General features: G+C 66.3%; 19 protein-coding genes. 16 read left to right on the forward strand and 3 right to left on the reverse strand.

The genetic code is table 11. The features are described from left to right. The first annotated feature begins 223 nt into the window (after positions 1-223). The 13 genes from sctV (at position 224) to ACAM57_RS12530 (ending at position 12,251) form a co-directional block, all read left to right on the forward strand. Entirely contained in the window at positions 224-2,296 is a 2,073-nt protein-coding gene (sctV, locus tag ACAM57_RS12470; protein ID WP_126022056.1) for a type III secretion system export apparatus subunit SctV, read from the forward strand. Between the two features lie 44 nt (positions 2,297-2,340). Beyond that, on the forward strand, positions 2,341-2,607 hold the full coding sequence (gene sctS / locus ACAM57_RS12475) for a type III secretion system export apparatus subunit SctS (protein WP_126022057.1): 267 nt from the start codon (positions 2,341-2,343) through the stop codon (positions 2,605-2,607). 2 nt (positions 2,608-2,609) lie between these two features. Beyond that, positions 2,610-4,385: a type III secretion system outer membrane ring subunit SctC gene (gene sctC, locus ACAM57_RS12480; protein ID WP_184638715.1), complete on the forward strand. Its 1,776-nt coding sequence runs from the start codon at positions 2,610-2,612 to the stop codon at positions 4,383-4,385. Positions 4,386-4,387: 2 nt separating this feature from the next. Then, positions 4,388-5,587, forward strand: a complete 1,200-nt coding sequence (locus ACAM57_RS12485; protein ID WP_369661865.1) for an FHA domain-containing protein — start codon at positions 4,388-4,390, stop codon at positions 5,585-5,587. 147 nt (positions 5,588-5,734) lie between these two features. Beyond that, a complete protein-coding gene (locus ACAM57_RS12490; protein ID WP_021004014.1) occupies positions 5,735-5,941 on the forward strand; it encodes a hypothetical protein in 207 nt (68 codons plus the stop codon). A 57-nt stretch (positions 5,942-5,998) separates the two neighbouring features. Next, positions 5,999-6,412, forward strand: a complete 414-nt coding sequence (locus ACAM57_RS12495) for a hypothetical protein (RefSeq protein ID WP_369661866.1) — start codon at positions 5,999-6,001, stop codon at positions 6,410-6,412. A 7-nt stretch (positions 6,413-6,419) separates the two neighbouring features. Further along, the gene (gene sctJ / locus ACAM57_RS12500; RefSeq protein WP_311737005.1) at positions 6,420-7,229 is read left to right on the forward strand and encodes a type III secretion system inner membrane ring lipoprotein SctJ; all 810 of its coding nucleotides are present in this window, start codon (positions 6,420-6,422) and stop codon (positions 7,227-7,229) included. A gap of 12 nt (positions 7,230-7,241) precedes the next feature. Continuing rightward, the gene (locus tag ACAM57_RS12505) at positions 7,242-7,943 is read left to right on the forward strand and encodes a SctK family type III secretion system sorting platform protein (protein ID WP_126022059.1); all 702 of its coding nucleotides are present in this window, start codon (positions 7,242-7,244) and stop codon (positions 7,941-7,943) included. Further along, a complete protein-coding gene (sctL, locus tag ACAM57_RS12510) occupies positions 7,925-8,566 on the forward strand; it encodes a type III secretion system stator protein SctL (RefSeq protein WP_369661867.1) in 642 nt (213 codons plus the stop codon). Before ACAM57_RS12505 ends, sctL begins: the two co-directional genes overlap by 19 nt. Positions 8,567-8,571: 5 nt before the next feature. Next, positions 8,572-9,912: a FliI/YscN family ATPase gene (locus tag ACAM57_RS12515; protein WP_369662430.1), complete on the forward strand. Its 1,341-nt coding sequence runs from the start codon at positions 8,572-8,574 to the stop codon at positions 9,910-9,912. Continuing rightward, positions 9,909-10,400, forward strand: coding sequence for a serine kinase (locus ACAM57_RS12520; protein ID WP_369661868.1), 492 nt, complete (start codon positions 9,909-9,911; stop codon positions 10,398-10,400). Before ACAM57_RS12515 ends, ACAM57_RS12520 begins: the two co-directional genes overlap by 4 nt. Before the next feature lie 24 nt (positions 10,401-10,424). Then, positions 10,425-11,207, forward strand: coding sequence for a type III secretion system export apparatus subunit SctT (gene sctT, locus ACAM57_RS12525; RefSeq protein ID WP_184637159.1), 783 nt, complete (start codon positions 10,425-10,427; stop codon positions 11,205-11,207). Between the two features lie 12 nt (positions 11,208-11,219). Further along, positions 11,220-12,251 (forward strand): EscU/YscU/HrcU family type III secretion system export apparatus switch protein, encoded by a 1,032-nt coding sequence (locus tag ACAM57_RS12530; protein ID WP_184637161.1) that lies wholly within the window; start codon positions 11,220-11,222, stop codon positions 12,249-12,251. A 15-nt stretch (positions 12,252-12,266) separates the two neighbouring features. Here ACAM57_RS12530 and ACAM57_RS12535 read toward each other — a convergent pair whose 3' ends face one another. Next, the gene (locus tag ACAM57_RS12535; RefSeq protein ID WP_165909624.1) at positions 12,267-13,166 is read right to left on the reverse strand and encodes an AraC family transcriptional regulator; all 900 of its coding nucleotides are present in this window, start codon (positions 13,164-13,166) and stop codon (positions 12,267-12,269) included. A gap of 264 nt (positions 13,167-13,430) precedes the next feature. On the opposite strand from ACAM57_RS12535, the gene ACAM57_RS12540 reads away from it, so the two are divergent. Then, positions 13,431-14,369: a LuxR family transcriptional regulator gene (locus tag ACAM57_RS12540; RefSeq protein ID WP_126022065.1), complete on the forward strand. Its 939-nt coding sequence runs from the start codon at positions 13,431-13,433 to the stop codon at positions 14,367-14,369. Positions 14,370-14,394: 25 nt separating this feature from the next. Here ACAM57_RS12540 and ACAM57_RS12545 read toward each other — a convergent pair whose 3' ends face one another. Continuing rightward, positions 14,395-15,201 carry a helix-turn-helix domain-containing protein gene (locus tag ACAM57_RS12545; protein WP_369661869.1) on the reverse strand — a complete coding sequence of 269 codons (807 nt, stop codon included), beginning with the start codon at positions 15,199-15,201 and terminating at the stop codon, positions 14,395-14,397. A 111-nt stretch (positions 15,202-15,312) separates the two neighbouring features. Between ACAM57_RS12545 and ACAM57_RS12550 the strand changes: the two genes are divergently transcribed. Further along, positions 15,313-16,125, forward strand: a complete 813-nt coding sequence (locus ACAM57_RS12550) for a sulfite exporter TauE/SafE family protein (protein WP_369661870.1) — start codon at positions 15,313-15,315, stop codon at positions 16,123-16,125. A gap of 279 nt (positions 16,126-16,404) precedes the next feature. Next, positions 16,405-17,271 carry a hypothetical protein gene (locus tag ACAM57_RS12555; protein WP_369661871.1) on the forward strand — a complete coding sequence of 289 codons (867 nt, stop codon included), beginning with the start codon at positions 16,405-16,407 and terminating at the stop codon, positions 17,269-17,271. A 309-nt stretch (positions 17,272-17,580) separates the two neighbouring features. On the opposite strand, the gene ACAM57_RS12560 is transcribed toward ACAM57_RS12555, so the two are convergent. Beyond that, complete coding sequence (locus ACAM57_RS12560) at positions 17,581-19,053, reverse strand: hypothetical protein (RefSeq protein WP_369661872.1); 1,473 nt, start codon at positions 19,051-19,053, stop codon at positions 17,581-17,583. Positions 19,054-19,174: the final 121 nt, after the last annotated feature.

Below are 19,174 nucleotides of genomic sequence, written 5' to 3' on the forward strand. Positions count from 1 at the left end.
GGACCGGCAGCTTAGCCAGAGGTGTTGCGCGGAGGTAGTCCGCAAACACGTAGTGCCGCGCGCGCCACACACGGCGGCGATCTACGAAAACTCGTGGTTGCCGCGAATGGAGGGCGGCGCATAGAGTCCGTCGCGACGCGACATTCCTCGCGACCGACGACGAAGCGAAGCGATGCGACAGGCACCGCCCGGTACTTCGGGACACCCGCAAGACAAAGACACCATGGCGAGTTCTCCGCGATCCTTTGCCGCCTACCGCGGCGGCGTGCGCGACCTTCTGGGCAGCGCCGGCCGCTACAACGATCTGCTGCTGGCGGGCCTGCTGGTGGTGATCGTCGCGCTCTTCGTGCTGCCGCTGCCGACGCCGCTGCTCGACCTGCTGATCGCGAGCAACCTCGCCATCAGCCTGGTGCTGCTGATCGTGGCGATGTACGTGCCATCGGCGCTGTCGCTGTCGACCTTTCCGTCGCTGCTGCTGTTCACCACGCTGTTTCGCCTTGCGCTCAACATCGCATCGACCAAGCTGATCCTCCTGCACGCGAATGCGGGCCACATCATCGACACCTTCGGCAAGCTGATCGTCGGCAACAACGTGGTGGTCGGCGGCGTGGTGTTCCTGATCATCGCGATCGTGCAGTTCATCGTGATCGCGAAAGGCTCCGAGCGGGTGGCCGAGGTGGCGGCGCGGTTCGCGCTGGATGCGATGCCCGGCAAGCAGATGAGCATCGATGCCGACGTGCGCGCGGGCGTGCTGTCGTCCGCACAGGCACAGAAGCGCCGCCACATGCTGGAGCAGGAATGCCAGCTCCACGGCGCGATGGATGGCGCGATGAAGTTCGTCAAGGGAGACGCCATCGCGAGCATCGTGATCGCGCTGGTCAACATCCTCGCGGGCATCGCCATCGGCACGATGATGCACGAGATGAGCCTGGGCGGCGCGTTGCAGCGCTACGCGATCCTCACGGTGGGCGACGGCATGGTCTCGCAGATCCCGTCGCTGCTGGTGTCGATCGCGGCGGGCATCGTCATCACGCGCGTGAGCACCGGCGAGCGCCGCGACACGCAGCTGGCGAGCCAGATCGGGCAGCAGCTCATGGCGCATCCGCGCGCGCTGATCATCGCGGGCCTTGCGGTCGCGAGCTTCCTGGTCGTGCCGGGCTTTCCGAAGTGGGTGTTCGGCCTGCTGGCGGCGGCGCTGTTGGGCCTGGGCTTCGCGGTGCGCATGAGGCGTCGCAAGAACCAGACGCCGGGTTGGATCTCGCACCGCGAGGGCGACGCCCTGGAGGACGCCGACGGCGACCATGCCATCGCGGCGCCACTGGCGGTGCGGCTGTCCAGCGGCCTGCGCGGCGGCGTCGACCGCCACGCGCTCGACCTGCAGCTGGCCAGGGTCAAGACCGCGGTCGAATCCGATCTCGGCCCGGTGTTCCCGCGCCTGCAGCTCGCCTACGCGGACGGCCTGGCCCAACACGCCTACCAGGTGCTGGTGCACGACGTCGCGGTGTCGCAGGGCACGCTCAGGCCGGGGTGGCGCATGCTCGATCCGGCCGAGGCTGCGGCGCCGCCGGCAGGCGCAGAGGTGGCCGAGCCCTTCGGCCCCTTCGCTCGGGTCGTCTGGGTGCAGGGCGAAGCAGCCGGCTCCACGAGCTGGGACAACGAGGAGGTGGTGGGCCTGCACCTGGACCACGCCGTGCGCCGCAATGTGCGCGAGCTCATCGGCCTGCAGGAAGTGCAGCGCCTGCTGCATTCGGTGCAGCGCGACGCGCCGGAGCTCGCGGCCGAGGTGGCGCGGGTGGCGTCGAGCCAGCGCATCGCCGAGGTGTTGCGCCGGCTGCTGCAGGAGGGCATTCCGATTCGCAACCTGCACGCGATATTCGAGTGCCTCGCGACATGGGCGCCGAAGGAGCAGGACGCGATAGCGCTGACCGAACTGGTGCGCATCGATCTCGGCCGCTACATCACCAGCCGCTATGTGGGCCCGAACCGCCAGCTCGAGGCCATCCTGTTCGAGTCCAGCCTGCTGGAGCGGGTGCAGAACGCCATCGAGCGTTCGCCGCGCGGCAACCTGCTGCTGCTGAGCCCGGCCGTCACGCAGGACATCCGCGAGCAGGTGCGCCGCATCCTCGGATCGGCCGCGACCCGCGTGGTGGCCATCGCCTCGTCGGACGTGCGCCGCTACATCAAGACGCTGATCGAGCCGGTGGCGCCGCTGCTGCCGGTGCTGTCCTACCAGGAAGTCGACGAAGACGTGGCCCTGCAGCCGGTGGGCTGGGTCACCAACCCCCAGGCCCATTGATGAACATCCCATTGCCTTCGAAGGCGCACCGCGAAAACAACGCCATGACTCCGCAGAACATCCTGGACATCACGCGCGAAGGCCTGCTCCTCGTGCTGTGGATCTCGCTGCCGGTGGTGGCGGTGGCAACGGTCACTGCCCTGGTGGTGGCCGTGCTGCAGGCCGTAACGCAGGTGCAGGACCAGAGCATCGGCCAGTCGATCCGGCTGATCGCGGTGATGGTCGCGATCATCGCCACCGCTGGCTGGATGGGGCGCGACGTGATGCGCTTCGCGGAGCGTGCCATCCAGGCGCTGAGTTCCCTGCCGTGAAGATGCATTTCCCCGAGATGACCGCCCCGCGCCTGAAAGCCTTCTGCCAGCGCCGCCTCGTGCTGTGGGGCTGCGCCGCGCTCGTGCTGCTGGCCATGTGCGCGCAGGCCCGTGCGGCCGAACTGCGCTGGAGCAATCGGCCGTTCCAGATCGTTGCCAACGAGAAGCCGCTGGCCGACTTCCTGCGCGAGCTGGCCTCGTCGCAGAACATCACGGCGGTGATCGACTCCAAGGTGGCCGGCACCATCAGCGGCAAGTTCGCCGGCCCCGCCCTGAGCACGCTCAACAGCGTGTGCGCGGTCAACGGGCTGACCTGGTACTTCGACGGCGCTTTCCTGTTCGTCGACCTGGCCTCCGACGCGAAAAGCGAGGTGCTGCCCATCGCGGCCGAGAACGCGGGGCGCATCGCCGAGACGCTGGTGCGCCTGCACATCTCCGACGAGCGCTATCCGCTGAGCATCAGCGAGCGCGACGCCAGCGTGTACGTGACCGGGCCGCGCCGCTACGTCGAGATGGTGCGCCAGGCGGTGAAGCTGGCCGACCAGAAGAGCGCGATGGCCGAGGGCGCCGAGATCCGGCTGTTTCCGCTCAAGTACGCCTGGGCCTCGGACTTCCGGATCAACCGCTCGGGAAAGGAAACGGTCATTCCCGGCGTGGCCAACGTGCTGCGCAGCCTCTATGGCCGCAGCGGCGGGAACGCGCCGAGCGGCAGCGGCGGCCCGCGAGGCATGAGCGGCGGCATGTCGCTGGGCCCGAACCGGCAGATCAAGCTGCGCAGCGGCGAGACCATCAACGCGCCCAAGGTCGAGATCGCCGGGGCCGGCAGCGAAGCCATCGCGCAGGGCGGCATCGCGAACCTCGCGGGTGGCGAACTGCCGCAGTTCCAGGCCGATACGCGCATGAACGCCGTGCTGGTGCGCGACATGCCCGACAAGATGGCCCAGTACGCGAAGCTGATCGAGTCGATGGACGTGCGCCCGCGGCTGGTCGAGATCGAAGTGACCATCATGGACATCAGCTCCGACACGCTCAACAGCCTGGGCATCGACTGGCGCCTGCATGGCCGGCATGCCGACTTCCAGACCGGCCGCGGCGATCGCGGGCAGCTGACCTGGGGCGGCACAGGCAGCGAGGCAGGGCAGATCGGCAGCGCCGACGGCTCGGGCAATCCGCTCACGCCGCTGGGCGGCATGTTCACCGCCGCCATCGGCAACAGCGCGCGCAACTACCTGCTGGCCCGCGTGACCGCGCTGGCCACCAACGGCAACGCGAACTTCGTGGCGCGCCCGAAGGTGATGACGCTGGACAACACCGAGGCCGTGCTGGAGAACCTCAGCGAGTTCTACGTGCGGGTGGACGGCTTCCAGGACGCGGGGCTGTTCAGCATCACGGCGGGCACCGCGGTGCGGGTGACGCCGCTGGTCATCGACGAGAAGGCCTCGCGCGGCGTGATGATGTCCATCGACATCGTCGACGGCGACCTCAGTCCGATGTCGGTCGACAAGATCCCGATCGTGCGCCGCCGCACGGTCAACACGCAGGCGCTCGTGGAGGAGGGCGCGAGCCTGCTGATCGCGGGCTACTCGTCGGAGGAGAAGAGCAATGCGGTCACGGGCGTGCCACTGCTCAAGGATATTCCCGGCGTCGGCGGGCTCTTCAGGTCGACGGAGAAGAAGCAGTCCAACATGGAGCGCTTCTACCTGCTGACGCCGCGCCTGGTGCTGCCGGGCGCCACGGCGAACGTGCCGGCGCTGCCCTTGCCGGAAGTGGGAGGCTGAGCATGCACGACCCGCAAGAGATTTCCTTCGACGGCGGCGACGTGCCGGCGGAAGCGGCCGGCATGGCACGGCCGGAGCGCCCCGCGCTGGGCGACGGCTGGTGCCTGCGCTTCCTCAGCGGCGCGGTGAAGGGCCGCACCATCGCGCTCAAGCCCGGGCTCAACGTGCTGGGCTCAGGCGGCGATTGCGAGGTGATGCTGCCCGGCGGCGACGTGCTGCCGCGCCACCTGGCGTTCACCGTGGGAGAGTTGGTGGTGTCGATGCAGCGCCTGAGCACGGCTTCGGCGCGGCTCAACGGCGAGGACATGCGACAGGCGCGCAGAAGCGTGGTCGCGGGCGACGTGGTGAGCCTCGGGCAGATCGACTTCCAGCTCGACCGCAGCTATGTGCCGGACGTGCGCGAGGACCGCATGTTCGCCCCGGAGTACGAGGCGCGGCCTGGCGAGGGCGCGCCGGCGGGCACGTCCGGGGCTTCCTCGCGGCGGCGCCTCGGCTATTGGGCGGGTGGCGTGATGGCCCTGCTTGCGGTGATCGGCCTGGCCGCCGTGTCGCTCGGCGACGCGGGCGCGAGCGCGCGCCGCGCCGGACACGTGGACCTGGCCGCGGTGGAAAAGGCGCTCGTGCCGTTCCCCGAGGTGGAAGTGGTGGCCGCGCAGGGCGGGCGGCTCGGCGTGAAGGGCTACGTGGAGTCGAGGCAGCGCCGCGAGGCCCTGCAGCAGGCGATGGAGCCCTTCGGCAGCCAGGTCGGCGTGAACGTGCACTCGGCCGAGGACATGGTCGAGCAGGCGCGCCGCTATGTGGGCGACCCCGGTGTGGCGGTCGCGTACACGGGGCAGGGCCGGCTGGTGCTCACCGGCACGGTGGAGGACGCCGCGGTGCGCCAGAAGATCCGCAGGCTCAGCGAAGACCTGCATCCGTCGGTGCTGGTCTTCGACAAGGTCCAGTACCGGGAGAAGCCCGTGGCCGAGAACAAGGACGCCGACGTGCGCGCGCAGTGGGACGGCTGGCAGAGCGTGCTGCCGGCGCGCATGGTGAGCATCACCGAGGACGGCAACGGCCTGCGGCACATCCAGCTGTCGAACGGCAGCCGCTACTACGAAGGCGCGGTGCTGCGATCCGGTGCCGAACTCAAGCGCATCGACGCCGACGGGCTGGTCCTGAGCGGTGGCGTGCCCGACAGCAACAACAGGCGCGGGAGGTGAAGGCATGGCCATCGGCAGAGCCCGCCTCGCGCGCATCCCGGATTTCATGCGGCGCCGCATCCGTGCGCCGCGTGGAATGGTTCCGTCCCGCCGGGGCGGAGCGTTTCGACCCTCGTAAATCAATCCTTTCTTGACCAGGAGATACACATGGCAGGCGCAGTTGACAGCTCTATCCAGCAGATGAACCAGGCCGCAGCCGACAACGCGCGGCTGATGTCGGCCAGCATGGCCGCTTCCACCAGCATCCAGGGCGCGGCATCCACCGCGCACACGGTCAATGGTGCGAGCGCCGCGGGCGGCGAGGTGGCCAAGTCCACCGGCAACGACATCCGCCAGTCGGCCAAGTCCTCGTAAGCAGGTCCGCGCGATGCCCTGTCGCATCGCGCGGCCTTTTCCCCCAGGAGGTGAACCATGACCGATCCCACCGCGCTGGTCGCGGCAGGCGCGCCGCCGGCCGGCGTGTCCGCGGCCGCCGCGCAGCAGCAGGCCGGCGCGCCTTCGCGCCTCGATCCGGGCGAGACCCGGATGTTCGCCAACATGATGCAGGGCGTGCAGGCGCCGCCGTCCTCGGTGGCCGCGCCCAGCGCGCTCGGCGACGCCGCCAAGGCGCTCGCGGCCCAGTTCTCCGGCAACGTGCGCTCCTACGAGGAGATGCGCCGCAGCATGCTCGAGTCGATCGACATGTCCGACCCTATCAAGACCATGTTCGCGATGACCGACCACGCCATGGAGGCGCACATGATGTTCGCGAAGATGCACATTTCCACGGGCCTGGCGAGCGCCGCCACCAGCCTGTTCGGCACCTTGCTGAAGAACCAGCAATGAGGATGCCGTGAAGCCGCTGTCCCGCACTCTTTCTTCATTCCTTGCGCGCCGCGGCCGCTGGCTCGCGGCGCTGGCCCTGCTGGCGGCACTGGGCGGCTGCAAGGTCGGCCTGTACTCCAACCTCAACGAGCAGGAGGCCAACGAGATTGTCGCTGCGCTGTCGGCCGAGGGCATCGACGCGGCCAAGAGCCGCGTGGAGGGCAGCAACTGGCAGGTCGAGGTGGACGAGAGCCGCATGGGCGTCGCGCTCGACGTGCTGCGTGCCCAGGGCCTGCCCCACGAGCGCTTCGCCACCATGGGCGAGGTGTTCCAGAAGCAGGGCCTGGTGTCCACGCCCTCCGAGGAGCGCATGCGCTACATCTACGCGGTCTCGCAGGAGCTCTCGCAGACGCTGCGCAACGTGGACGGCGTGGTGTCCGCGCGCGTGCACGTGGTGATCCCGGCCAACGACCCGCTGAGCGAGAAGATGCGGCCGTCGTCGGCCGCGGTGTTCATCAAGCACCGGCCGGATGTGGACATCCGGCTGCTGGCGCCGACCGTGAAGGACATGGTGGCGCACAGCATCGAGGGGCTGAGCCACGACCAGGTGTCGCTGTCGCTCTTCGAGGCGCGCCGACCGGTGGCGTCGGCTGCGACCCTGGCGGGCGGCGCCAGGGAGCGTGCGATGGTGCTGGGCCTGTTCCCCGCGTCGACGGCGATGGTGCTGCTGGGGCTGCTGCTGCTGGCCGCCGTCTGCCTGCTGGTGCTGCCGGCGCTGCTGCGCAGGCAGGGCGTGGACTGGCGCAGCTGGACGCGCCGCCAGGTGTTCAGGCGCTGATCCGGAACAGGAATGCCGGCACCTACCCCCGCCACCCACGAAGCCCCGCAGGCCGGAACCGGCCCGATGGACCTCGTGCGCCTGGTGGTGCGCTTCAACCTGCACCCCGAGATCGGTCTTCACCCAAGCTGGCTGCCTGCCGACTGGCCGTCGCGCCACCGCGTCCCGGCACGGCTGGGGGAGGCGGGCCGCGCGGTGCTCGCCGACCAGCTGCGGCGAGCCCAGGGGCCGGACGCCGGCAGCGCCGACTACAACTTCGACGCACGCTTCAAGCGCGTGGCGCTGCTCGATGCCGACGCGCTGCGGCGGCTCGCCGCATACCTCGGCTTCTGCGTGCACCTGCCGCTGTTCCGGCTGCGCGGTGGCGCGGGCGCGCAGATCCGCCGCCAGGCCCGCCGCTTCGATGCCGATGCGGTGGATTTCGTGCTCGACCGGGTGCCGTTGCTCACCGAACTGCGCATGGACAACGCGCTGCTGCAGCAGCGGCCCCTGTCGGCCGGCCGGGTCGCCGTCGAGCGCGGCCACCGGCTGCTGCTTGCCACGGCTGCGGCCGAAGGCGAGACGGTCCGCCGCCGCCTGGGGCACAAGCTGCCGCGCCGCGTCTCGGCGCTCGGCGTGCCGCAGTTGCAGCAGCGCCAACTCCAGCAACTCAACGAATTGATGCTCTCGTGCATCGTCCCCGAAAGACTGCCGCAATGGGACTGGCTTTTCTGATCACCACCGAGAACCTGCAGCTCCTGAGCGAGCGCAAGGTCCTGAAGGAGCACGAATACGCGGCGCTGCTCGACGCATCGACCGTGGTCGAGACGGCCCGGCGCGAGGCGCGCCGCATCGTGCAGCAGGCCACGCAGGACGCCGAGGCCGGCCGCAGGCAGGGCTACGAGGAGGGCCTGCGGCGCGCCAAGGAGGAATACGCGACCCAGCTGGTGACGGACACCATGGCCACCGAGCGACAGCTGCATGCGCTGCGCACGTCCATGGCGCAGGTCGTCGTCAAGGCCGTGGGGCAGTTCATCGCCGATGCGGACCCGGCGGCGCTGTTCGAGGCGGCGCTGCTGCGCGTCGACACGCTGATCCGCCAGGAGCCCTTCATCACCGTGCGCGTGGCGCCCGCGCAGGAGGCGATCCTGCGCGGGGTGATTGCGCGCCTGCGCGGCGAGGCCAACTGGAGCATGACCGTGCACTTCGTGGCCGATGCGGCGCTGCCCGTCGGCGCGTGCGTGGTGCAGACGGCCTCCGGCGTGCTGGACATCGGCGTGGACGCGCAGCTCGCCGCGTTCCGGCGCGCGGTGGAGCGCGGCGGCCTCGCCGAGACCCGGGAGGGGGCGCAATCGTGAACCCGGTGTCCGACGCGGCGCTTGGCATCGTCGCCGAACTGGAACAGGCGCTGGGCCGCGTCACGCCGGTGGCGATCCGCGGGCGCGTCAGCAAGGCGGTGGGCATGCTGATCGACGCATCGGGCATCCAGGCCCATGTGGGCGAGCTGTGCGAACTGGTCACGCCGGGCGAGCCGCCGCTGCTGGCCGAGGTGGTCGGCTTCCGCGACAACACCGCCGTCCTCACGCCGCTCGGGCCGATCACCGGCATCTCGGCTTTGACCGAAGTGCTGCCCACGGGGCGCGGTCACGTCTGCCCGGTGGGCACGGGCCTGCTGGGACGCGTGCTGGACGCGCTGGGCCAGCCCATCGACGAACGGGGCCCGCTCAGGACCCGCACGCTGCTGCCGGTGCACCGCGATCCCGTGAGCCCGCTGGCGCGCCGGATGATCGACGCGCCGCTGGCCACCGGCATCCGCGCGGTCGACAGCCTGCTCACGCTCGGCGAAGGGCAGCGCGTCGGCGTGTTCGCGCCGCCGGGCGTGGGCAAGAGCACCCTGCTGGGCATGCTCGCGCGCGGCGCGACGGCCGACGTGAACGTGATCGCGCTGATCGGCGAGCGCGGGCGAGAGGTGAAGGAGTTCATCGAGCACAACCTCGGCGCCGAGGGGTTGGCGAAGACGGTGATGGTGGTCTCGACCTCCGACCGGCCGCCGATGGAGCGCATCAAGTCCGCCTATGCCGCGACCACCATCGCCGAGCATTTCCGCGACCAGGGCAAGAAGGTGCTGCTGCTGGTCGATTCGCTCACGCGCTTCGCGCGCGCCCAGCGCGAGATCGGCCTGGCCAGCGGCGAACCGCCCACGCGGCGCAGCTATCCACCGTCGATCTTCTCGATGCTGCCGCAGCTGCTGGAGCGCGCGGGGCAGGGCAGGACGGGCTCCATCACCGCCGTCTACTCGGTGCTGACCGAGGGCGACGAGGAGAGCGACCCCATCGCCGAGGAGGTGCGATCCATCCTCGACGGCCACATCGTGCTGTCGCGCAAGGCCGCTGCGGCCAACCGCTATCCGGCGATCGACGTGCTGGCGAGCATCAGCCGTGTGATGCCGCTGGTGACTTCGCGCGAGCACCGCGCGGCGGCGGCGCACTTTCGCAGCCTGCTGGCCAAGTACCAGGAGATGGAGCTGCTCGTGCAAATCGGCGAATACAAGGCAGGCGGCGACGCGCTGGCCGACGAGGCAATCGGTGCGCGGCCGGCGATGCTCGACTTTCTGTCGCAGCCGCCGGATGCGAGCCTGCCCTATGCGCAGTCGATCGAGGCATTGCAGCGGTTCGGCGGCGCCTCGTGGGAGCCGGGCCGGTGAGCGCAGGCATCGACTGGAAGCTGCTGGTGGGCGTGCGCGAGCGCCAGAAGACGGTTGCCATGGGTGTCGTCGCGCGCGACCGGGCCGCCGCCGAGCAGAGCCGCGCCGAGCTGCAGCAGGCCCAGGCGTGGCAGCAGCAGCAGGTGCAGAGCAAGGCCGCGCACTGGCAGGCGACCGCCGGCGCGCTGACGGACGGGCAATGCAGCGTGGCGCAGCTGCGCCACGCGGGTGCCTGGAGCGCCGCCCTCGATGCGCGGATCGTCGAGGCGAGCCGGCTTGCCGCGCAGGCCGGGCAGGCCCACGCGCTGCGCGAGAGCACGCTGGAAGCCAGCCGCCGCAAGCTGTGCGCCGCCAGCGCAGAGGTCGAGAAGGCGCAGCAGATGCAGCAGCGCAGCCGAGGCGAGCGGCAGCGCCTGCAGGAGCAGCGGCTCGACGAAGCGGCCGAGGAAGCCACGTCGCAGGCATGGGCCGCGCGGCGCTCGGCGTAGGCGCGCGGGAACGCACGGATCGCCATGGACCCCTCCATCGAACTGGCCAGCTTCGAGAGATTCTTCTCGTCGGTGGTGCTGACCCTGCCGCGGCTCTTCGCGATCTTCGCGGTGGTGCCCTTTCTCTCCGGCGGCATGATCACCGGCACCGTGCGCAACGGCCTGCTGCTGATGCTCGCTCTGTTCATGTCGCCGGTGGCGGGCGACATGCCTGCTGCCTCCATCGGCACCTGGGTGCTCATCGCGGGCAAGGAGGCCTTCATCGGCCTGATGCTGGGGCTGGGTTTCGGCATCTTCATCTGGGCGGTGCAGAGCGTGGGCGACCTGATCGACTTCCAGACCGGCTCCAGCAACGCGTCCTTCTTCGATCCCGTGGCGGGTCACGAGAACGGGCCCACGGGCGAGTTCCTCGGCTGGATGGTGATCACGCTGTTCGTTTCGGCCGGCGGGCTGCTCGCGATGCTGGGCGTAGTCGTCGACTCCTACCGGCTGTGGCCCGTGGCCTCGTTCTTTCCGAACCTGGGGCTGGTGATCGAGCAGTTCGCGATCCGCCAGGGGGACACGCTGTTCCTGTGGATCGTCAAGCTGGCCTCGCCGGTCATCTTCGTGCTGCTGCTGGTGGAACTGGGCATGGGCCTGGTCAGCCGCGTGGCGCCGCAGCTCAACGTGTTCGTGTTCTCGCAGCCTCTCAAGAGCCTGCTGGCGCACCTGATGATGCTGCTGTTCGTCTTCTTCGTGTACGAGTCGCTGCAGGAATTCCTGCGGCCCGAGAACGGCGTGCTCGACTTCCTGCGCGCTACGCTCTAGCGCCCTTCGGCCATGGCGGAGAAAGACCAGGACCCCACTCCCAAGCGGCTGCGCGACGCGCGAAAGCGCGGCGAGGTGGTCTTCAGTTCGGACGTGGCCTCGACGGCGGTGTTCGCCGTGGTCGTGGTCTGCATGTGGCTGGGCGGCGGGGTGCTCTACAGCCTGCTGCGCGAGCTCTGGCTGCACGCCACCAGCACCAGCCTGCTGACGCGGCCGGAGGACCGCTTCGACGAGTTGCTGCTGCATACCGGGGAGGCGCTGCTGTGGGGCACGCTGCCCATCATGGCCATCGCTGCCGTGGCTGGCATCGTGGGCTCCCTGGCCCAGGTGGGCGGCGTGGCAGCGTGGGAGCGCCTCAAGCCCGACGTGAACCGCATGAACCCGGCCCAGGGGCTGCAGCGCATCTTCTCCACCCGCAATCTCATCAACCTGCTGAAGATGAGCCTGAAGACGATGCTGCTCGCGGGCCTGATGTTCGTGATCGTGCGCGGCTTCGTCGATACCTCGCTCAAGCTCGGCTACGCGAGCCCCGCGGCCACCATGACCGCCGCGGCGCACATGGTGCTCGTGGCCTTCGGCTGGGCAACGGTGATCTATGCGCTGATGGCCGCGGTGGACTACACGCACGAGCACTACGAGTTCATGAAGCAGCAGCGCATGTCGATCGAAGAGGTCCGGCAGGAATACAAGGAGGTGGAGGGCGATCCGGTCAACCAGTCGCGCCGCCGCTCCGCGCACTTCGAGGCGGTGTACGCCAGCCTGGGCGACCGCGTGCGCATGGCCTCGGCCGTGATCCATTCGGCCCGCACGGCCGTCGCGCTGCAGTACCTCGGCGAGAACGACCTGCCGCGCGTGATCGCGCGCGGCGAGGGCGAGGTGGCCGCGCAGATCCGGCGCTTTGCCGGCGAGGGCCTGGTGCCGATGGAGTTCGAGCCCTCGCTGGCCGAGCGCATTTATGCGGAGGTGCCGGTGGACCAGCCGATTCCACGTTCGCTGTATGCACCCGTCGCCAGGCTCCTGCGTTGGGCGCAGGGCATCGGATGAAGCCGGGGCGGCGAGTTAGCCGGCGATGCCGTTCCTGGCCGAGGGCGGTTGGAGCGCATCGAGCGCGGCGAGCCTGCGGTAGTCGCCCGGCAGCACGGCATAGGTGCTCATGAAGGTCTTGTGCAGATGGCTCTGGTCGGTGAAGCCTGCCGCATGCGCCGCATAGGTGACGTGGGCGCCGCCGGCGATCAGGTCGCGGGCGTACTCGATGCGGTGGCCCACCAGCATCTCGTGCGGCGTGAAGCCCCATGCGGCGGTGAACCGGCGCTGCACGTGCACGGGGTGCCAGCCGACTGCATCGGCGAGGCTGTCGAGCGTCATGCGCTGATGAAAGCCCGATGCGATCAGGGCATAGAGCCGGTTCAGGCGCTCGTCGCCGCTGTCGGGGTGCGGGCGCTCTGCGTCGTGGGCTCCGTCCTCCGTGGGCGAGGGGGCGGGAAGCCATTGCGAGAGGCGCCGGCGAAGCAGTGCACGGCCCGCCGCGATGTCCTCGGGATCGCCGGTGCTTGTGGGGACGAAGAGCAGGCGGTGGCATTCGAGGAATTCGAGCGCCGCGGAGGCGTCGATGAAGACCGAGACTCCCGCATCGTCCTCCAGCCGTGCCAGCGGCGGGGTATCTTCCGCGGGGCTGATGCACCGTGCCACGGCGAGGCTGCAGAAGAGGGCGTCTTCGCGCCAGGCATGTGTGCGCGCCTGCACCGAGTGCCAGACATGCGGCGCAATGCGAAACAGGGCACCCGGCGGCACGACGGTGACGCGGGTGCCGCTGCGCACCTGGAGTTCGGTGTCGGCCACCGCGAGCGTGAAGCCCACGTGCCGGTGTGGCCGGACTTCGCGATGGCGAAACCGGTTGGTTGTGAACTGGAGTCCTGCGAGATCCGTGTCTCGCCAGTACTGGGAGGCGGGCAGTGCCATGGAAGGGGGATGTGCGGAGGTTCGGCTTTTGCCTCGCGCTGTGTGCAGCAAGCATGCCAGCGCCGTCGTCATCTGTGAAGCCTCGGCCCGGCGAGGACCCGCGCAGGTCGCGCATTGTTCAAGCAAAGGTACTCAGTTGGATGCGCGAGCCCTGGCAAATGCGTCGGAAGCTAAAAATTTACAAGGCGATGACAACGCCCTTGCGGTACTTTGACCCAGGTCCGTCGTCCTTTCCGGCATGGCGGCACATCCATCAGGCCTTCCATGATTCTGTCCACCTTGTTTCATCGTGCCTCGCCTGCGCCGGCCTCCGAGGCGCAGGGATTCGATCCGGTGCCGCGGCCGCAAGCGGAGCCGCAACCCGCCAATCCGGTTCCGCAGTTCTATGCCGAAGAACACCTGTACATGCCGCGAAGCGTGCCGCCTCACGCTGGCGGCGTGCCGGCCATCGTCGGCAATCTGATGGATGCACCCGGCAGCGAAGCCCGCGCGGCGCTGGTGCGCAGCATGCTCCATGCGCTCGATTTCGACTGGCTGGGCTACGGCACGGTGGCGTACATGCGGGGCCACTGGTGGCCGCTGAGCTTCTTCACCGCCTACGCCAATCCCGAGTGGACCAGACGCTACTTCGCGCACAACTATTGCGGCGTCGATCTTCGGCAGCAGGGCGTGCCCGCGTCGAGCCTTCCACTGGCGTGGGACGTGGCCCGGCTCGAGGCGCTGGCGGCGGAGATTTCGGACGAGCTGAGCGAAGAGCGGCAGCGGTTCCTCGACGACCTGTATGCCAGCGGCATCCGCAGCGGGCTGCTGTTTCGCTTGGCGTCCCCCACGCATGTGAACCAGCACACGGTGATCAGCCTGCTGTCGCGCAGGCCCGGGAGCGACTGGATCAGCGACAGCGTGATCGGGCAGGGCCTGATCCTCGGGCTGGGCGTGCACGAATACGTGTCGCGCCACACGCGCATCGTCGGCGCGCCGGGCGCGGGCCGCATCGAGATCTCCGCGACGCAGCAGGACATCCTCCAGCAACTGCTCCAGGGGCGCAGCGACAAGGAGATCGCCAACCGGCTGGACCTGTCGTCCCACACCGTGGACTACCACATGCGGCAGCTGCGGCGCCGCTTTGCCGCGCGCAATCGGGTGCAGCTGGTGAATGCCGTGCAGCAGGGCGACAGCGATTTCGGAGTGCTCAGCGAGAACTGAGTTCGCCGGGAGGCTGTCCGTGCCTTCAATGCCCCAATTCGACTTGCCAGCCTGCGCGTTGACCGGACACCGAACGCGCAACCTCGGACGGGCTGAAGCCCAGGCGGCGGCGAAACATCGTCGAGAACGCGCCAGGGCTGTCGTAGCCGAGTTCTAGCGCGACGGCCGTCACCGGCTGCCCTTCGGCCAATCTGGAAAGCGCCGATATCAGGCAGGCGTGCTGGCGCCACTCGCCGAAGGCCATGCCGGTCTCGGCGCGGAAGAAGCGCGTGAACGTGCGTTCGCTGCGGTGCAGTTGCTGCGCCCATTCACCGGCGGTGGTGCGGATGTCGGGTGCGTAGAGAAACTCCACGCACAGGGCGTGAAGCGTGCCGTGCCTGGGCAGCGGCGCGAAGATCGGGAGCGTGGCCGCGCGCGCGATCTCCGCGAGCGCGAGGCGCATGACCAGGCCGTCCCTGCCTTGTTCGTCATAGAGCGCCTTCACGTCCGTCGCCTCCAGCAGCAACTGCCGCAGAAGAGGCGAGACGAGCAGCACTTCGCAGCGAGACCCTCCGCGCGGCGCAGCCCTCGGCTCGATATAGAGGCTGCGCGTGCTGACACCCACCATGCGTACGCGATGCGGTTTGCCCGCCGGGATCCACACCCCGCAATGCGGAGGCACGACCCACGCGCCGTCGTCCGTGCCTACCTCCATGAGACCCGTCGCGCCGTAGAGAAACTGCGCTCGACGATGCTGATGCATCTCCAGTAGCGTTCCGCGCGCGTAGTCGGTGCCGATGGCGAGCACTTCGCGTTCGAGTGCATCGACGCTGTCCAAAGGTACGTTTCTCATCGAAATCCGCGAAATCCGCTGTTGGCTGAAACGCGAACATTCTTGTCCAGACTCCGAAAGCCGGACAGCGCCAGCAGCCATAACCTTTCAGGCATCGAAGGACGGATTGCGATGGAACTCTATTTCTGGCTTGCCGCCTGCGGCACGCTCGCCGGCGTGACCACGGTGCTCTTCGGTTTCGGCGGTGGCTTCGTGGTGGTCCCGCTGCTCTACCACTTGCTGACGCACATGCGCGGACCGGAAACACCGGCTGCGCCCCATGCGATGCAGATCGCGGTTGCGACCTCGACGTGCGTGATGATCTTCGGATCGGCGATGGCAACGGCGAAGCACCAGCGCGCGGGATCGCTGGATTGGGCGGTCATCAAGCCGCTGGTCTTCGCCATTGCCGCCGGCAGCGTGCTCGGGGCAGCAACCGCGGCCGCGGTGGAGGGCGGCTGGTTGCGCTGGGCTTTCATCGCCTACGTCAGCCTGACCGTTCTGGACTGCTGGCTCCGGCCCGGCTTTCTCCTGCAGCCGGCGCGGGAGGCCCGGCCCGCCCGGGCACGAAACGCATTGACGGGCATCGTCATTGGCTGGATCGCGGCCTTGCTTGGAGTGGGGGGCAGCGTCATGACAGTCCCGTTGCTTCGCCGCAGAGGAGTGAGCATGACCGGCGCGACGGCCATGGCCAATCCGCTGACGCTTCCCGTCGCCTTGGCCGGGACCGCGACTTACGCGGCGCTTTCCTGGGGTGGAATGGCGTCCCTGGGGGCCGGGTATGTGGGCTATGTGGACCTGAGGGCGTTCCTTGCCCTGGTCGCGGGCTCATATGCCGGGATACGCATGGCATCGCCGTTCATCGGGCGGATTCCCGATCAGGTACACGCCAGGGTGTATGTCGGGCTGCTGGTTGCAGTGGTGGCGTCGATGTTGATCGGCTAGGCGGGGTGCCAGAGATCAGCCAGGTGGGAAGCTCCGTCCGATCGGATCGGATTTGGTGAGGACTTCTCGGGAGCCTTCAGGATCGCCTGGGACCCTTGGTTGGAGCGGGTGAAGGGAATCGAACCCATCGGCCTGCTCGCGCTTCATTGGGGAAATGAAGACATCGTCGTGCGCAGTACACCGGGTTGGTACACACGGGCGGGGCCCGAATGTAGCACCCTCGGGCTATCATCCCGCCGCTTCGAATGCCCGATGGACGGGCCCCCACAGAACAAAGCGATGCGATTCTCAGCCCGACATAGAGCCAGCAAAGGCAATCAGACGCCAATCCTAGAGGACGCCCCGCGCCCCCTGCGTATCGGCTACATCAAGGGCGTTCTCGGTAAGTTCGTGGGCTCAACTTTGCGCGGATACGGCCAGCGCCAGGAGCCCCTCGATACCCAAGAAACGCACGAGGCATTCATCGCCCTGATTCGAGATGAGGCCGACACTTGGGACTACGATCGTGAAAGCTCGTGGGGAGCGCTCACGACCCACCTGAAGGATTGCGATTGGCCCGAGTTCTACGACTTTGTCGAAATGACAGGCAAGCTGCTCATCGCGAAGGATGACGATGTGCCGTTCGGCGAGCCTGAGCACTTCGAGGCGTATCAAGCCAAGGTCAACGACCTCTTTCAAGAGGATCGGATCGGCTGGAGCCTGAACGACCGCTCGGAGTTGCATCGCCAGACGCCAAGCTACCTTGGGAAGCGCATGGCATCAACCGGCTCGCAACTCGCAGACCGCTTCGCGAACGCCCGTGTGCACTACCAGAAGGCGCAAGCCTATCTCTACCAGCACCCCATGGACGAAGCCAACAGCATCAAGGAGATCGTTAGCGCTCTCGAATGCGTTTCGAAGGCCCTTTTCCCGAAGGCATCAACTCTCGGCGATGCGATCAAGCTCATGCGCAAGGACACCCGGTTCTCAACGCATTTGCTCGACGCCCTTGAGCGGCTTTACGTCTATGCGAACGCCACGCCCCTTGTGCGCCACGGACACGTTCAGCCGGGGAAGCCGCTACTGGCAGAGGCCGAACTGTCGCTATACATCGGAGTCGCCTATATCCGCTACCTCATTGCGGCCGGCGAGGGCGGGTCGGTTTAACCGGCGCTCTACGCTCGCTATGTTGGAGCAGCGGGTAGCGCAGCGTCGTCAGGGGTGACTCAAGGGTCAAGGGAGGCGAAATTCCTTGCGTCTCGAATGCGTCCGCCATCGCGAAGCCGATCAAGTCGCCGCGCCAGACACCTTTTCAATGCATGTCACGCTCCTGCGTCATAGGGAGGACAATTTCGATGACTGCATTAGCCTGTTTGATAGGCCCCCATAGGAATCGGTCGAGGCCCCTTGAGACTTCCGGAGGTGCGGTTCTTGCGGCCCCCCTGCGTCTTGGTAATAGCTGAGTGACGCCGCTTTTTAGGTTCCGTCGGCTTTCGATGCCGAATCCTTCCTCGTCGCGTCGATCAAAACGATGTCAGTGCAGTTGTGCAGCTTGTGCTTAAGCAAATAGCCTTTAACCTTGTCCAGCTCTTTGACGCTGAAGTAAAGAATTGCCTTTATGGGAGGGGTGCTTGCTCTCGACGCGTCGGTATAAATCTCGGCCTGATTAATTAGGTTTTTTTCCAATTGGCTATTCTTGGCCAACTTGAATTCAATTACCGTTTTTGATGCGCTCCCGTAGGAGACAACGAAATCGGCGGGGCCTCTGCCGTTATTTACTTCGGCATCGGCACTGAATTCGGATGAGAACCACGTCAACTTGAACATAATCTGCAGGTCGCTCTCTCGGGATATTGGCTTACCCTTAACGTAAAACAACCTGTATCCGTCCTGTTTTTCTATGACGTGTTTCAGGAATTGGACACGCTGCATTCCGGCTGCATGACTTGAGGTAGGGGTTTTGAAAAAATCAGTTCTATCTTCAAGAAGGCCGATCAATTTTGTTAAATTTGCCACAAACAATTCTTGGGCCGCCGAAATTTTTTCGGCGCTAGTTTGTGTAGCTTGGCCTGATGCGTTCTCGCGAAGTTTGACGTAAACATCCATTAAAAAAGGATATTTTGCTACAACCAGTTCTATCGCTTTTTCTTTTTCGTTTTTTGTTGGCTCAATTGGGAGGTTTTTAGCTAAATAGTTTCCTACTTGATGTCGAAGTTGTTCGTTATCGACGCAAGATAAAACGTGACTGAAATCCTCGATGAAACCGTTGTGCGAAATCCAAGCATCATCCTTGGTCAATATATCCACTGGCGTAAGAAGGACGTAGTCGTTGCCCAATCTTGGTAGTGTGAATTGCTTGGCTTTCCAGCTTTCGGTTATATAGTCAAAAGATACCTTGTCGACATTAAATTTCCCCAGTTTTTCTTTGGGGATATATGCAAGTGCAAAGGCCTCGGTGTATTCTGCGAGAAATCCTTTGATCAAGTTGCATGTGAAATCGCTGATCTGATCTTTGCCTACACCATCCTTTATTAGTGTTAATTTTCCAAGATGGGTGTGTGTATTTTTTTCATTGCCGAAATCTTTAAAGGTTTTAACGAAGTTTTTTCGGAGTGCCTTGGCAAAGTCACTGCCAAGGCCTCGTCCCTGATTGCCTGACCGACTAAATCCCATCCAGTTTTGGCGAACCTCTGGAAAAAAGTACCATGCCTTTAGTAAACCATTTTGAAGAGTGCCAGTCGACCGCTCCTTAAGGAACATCATGTATTTGATCATTTCTTCGTGAAGTTCTCGGTACTTTTCATTGTCGCTGTTGAAAAGCAGGAACGGGTCGACAAAGAGCGGGAGGTCGTTAATCAATGAGATATCGAAAGCGCCGTATTGCTGAACCAGCTCAGGACTTACATTGAAAAATCCAGAGAAATAAATGCGAAGCTTCCGATGTGTCATATATCGCAGTATGAAATGCAAGTTTTCAAATCAAAACGAATCGTTACCCTTCTTGATCAACTTGTCTATCGGGTAATGCATGACCGAGTGCCCGACGTTGCCCAAGCGGTAAGTTCCGGGG

The organism is Variovorax sp. V15 (genome assembly GCF_041154425.1).
Lineage (GTDB): Bacteria > Pseudomonadota > Gammaproteobacteria > Burkholderiales > Burkholderiaceae_C > Variovorax > Variovorax guangxiensis.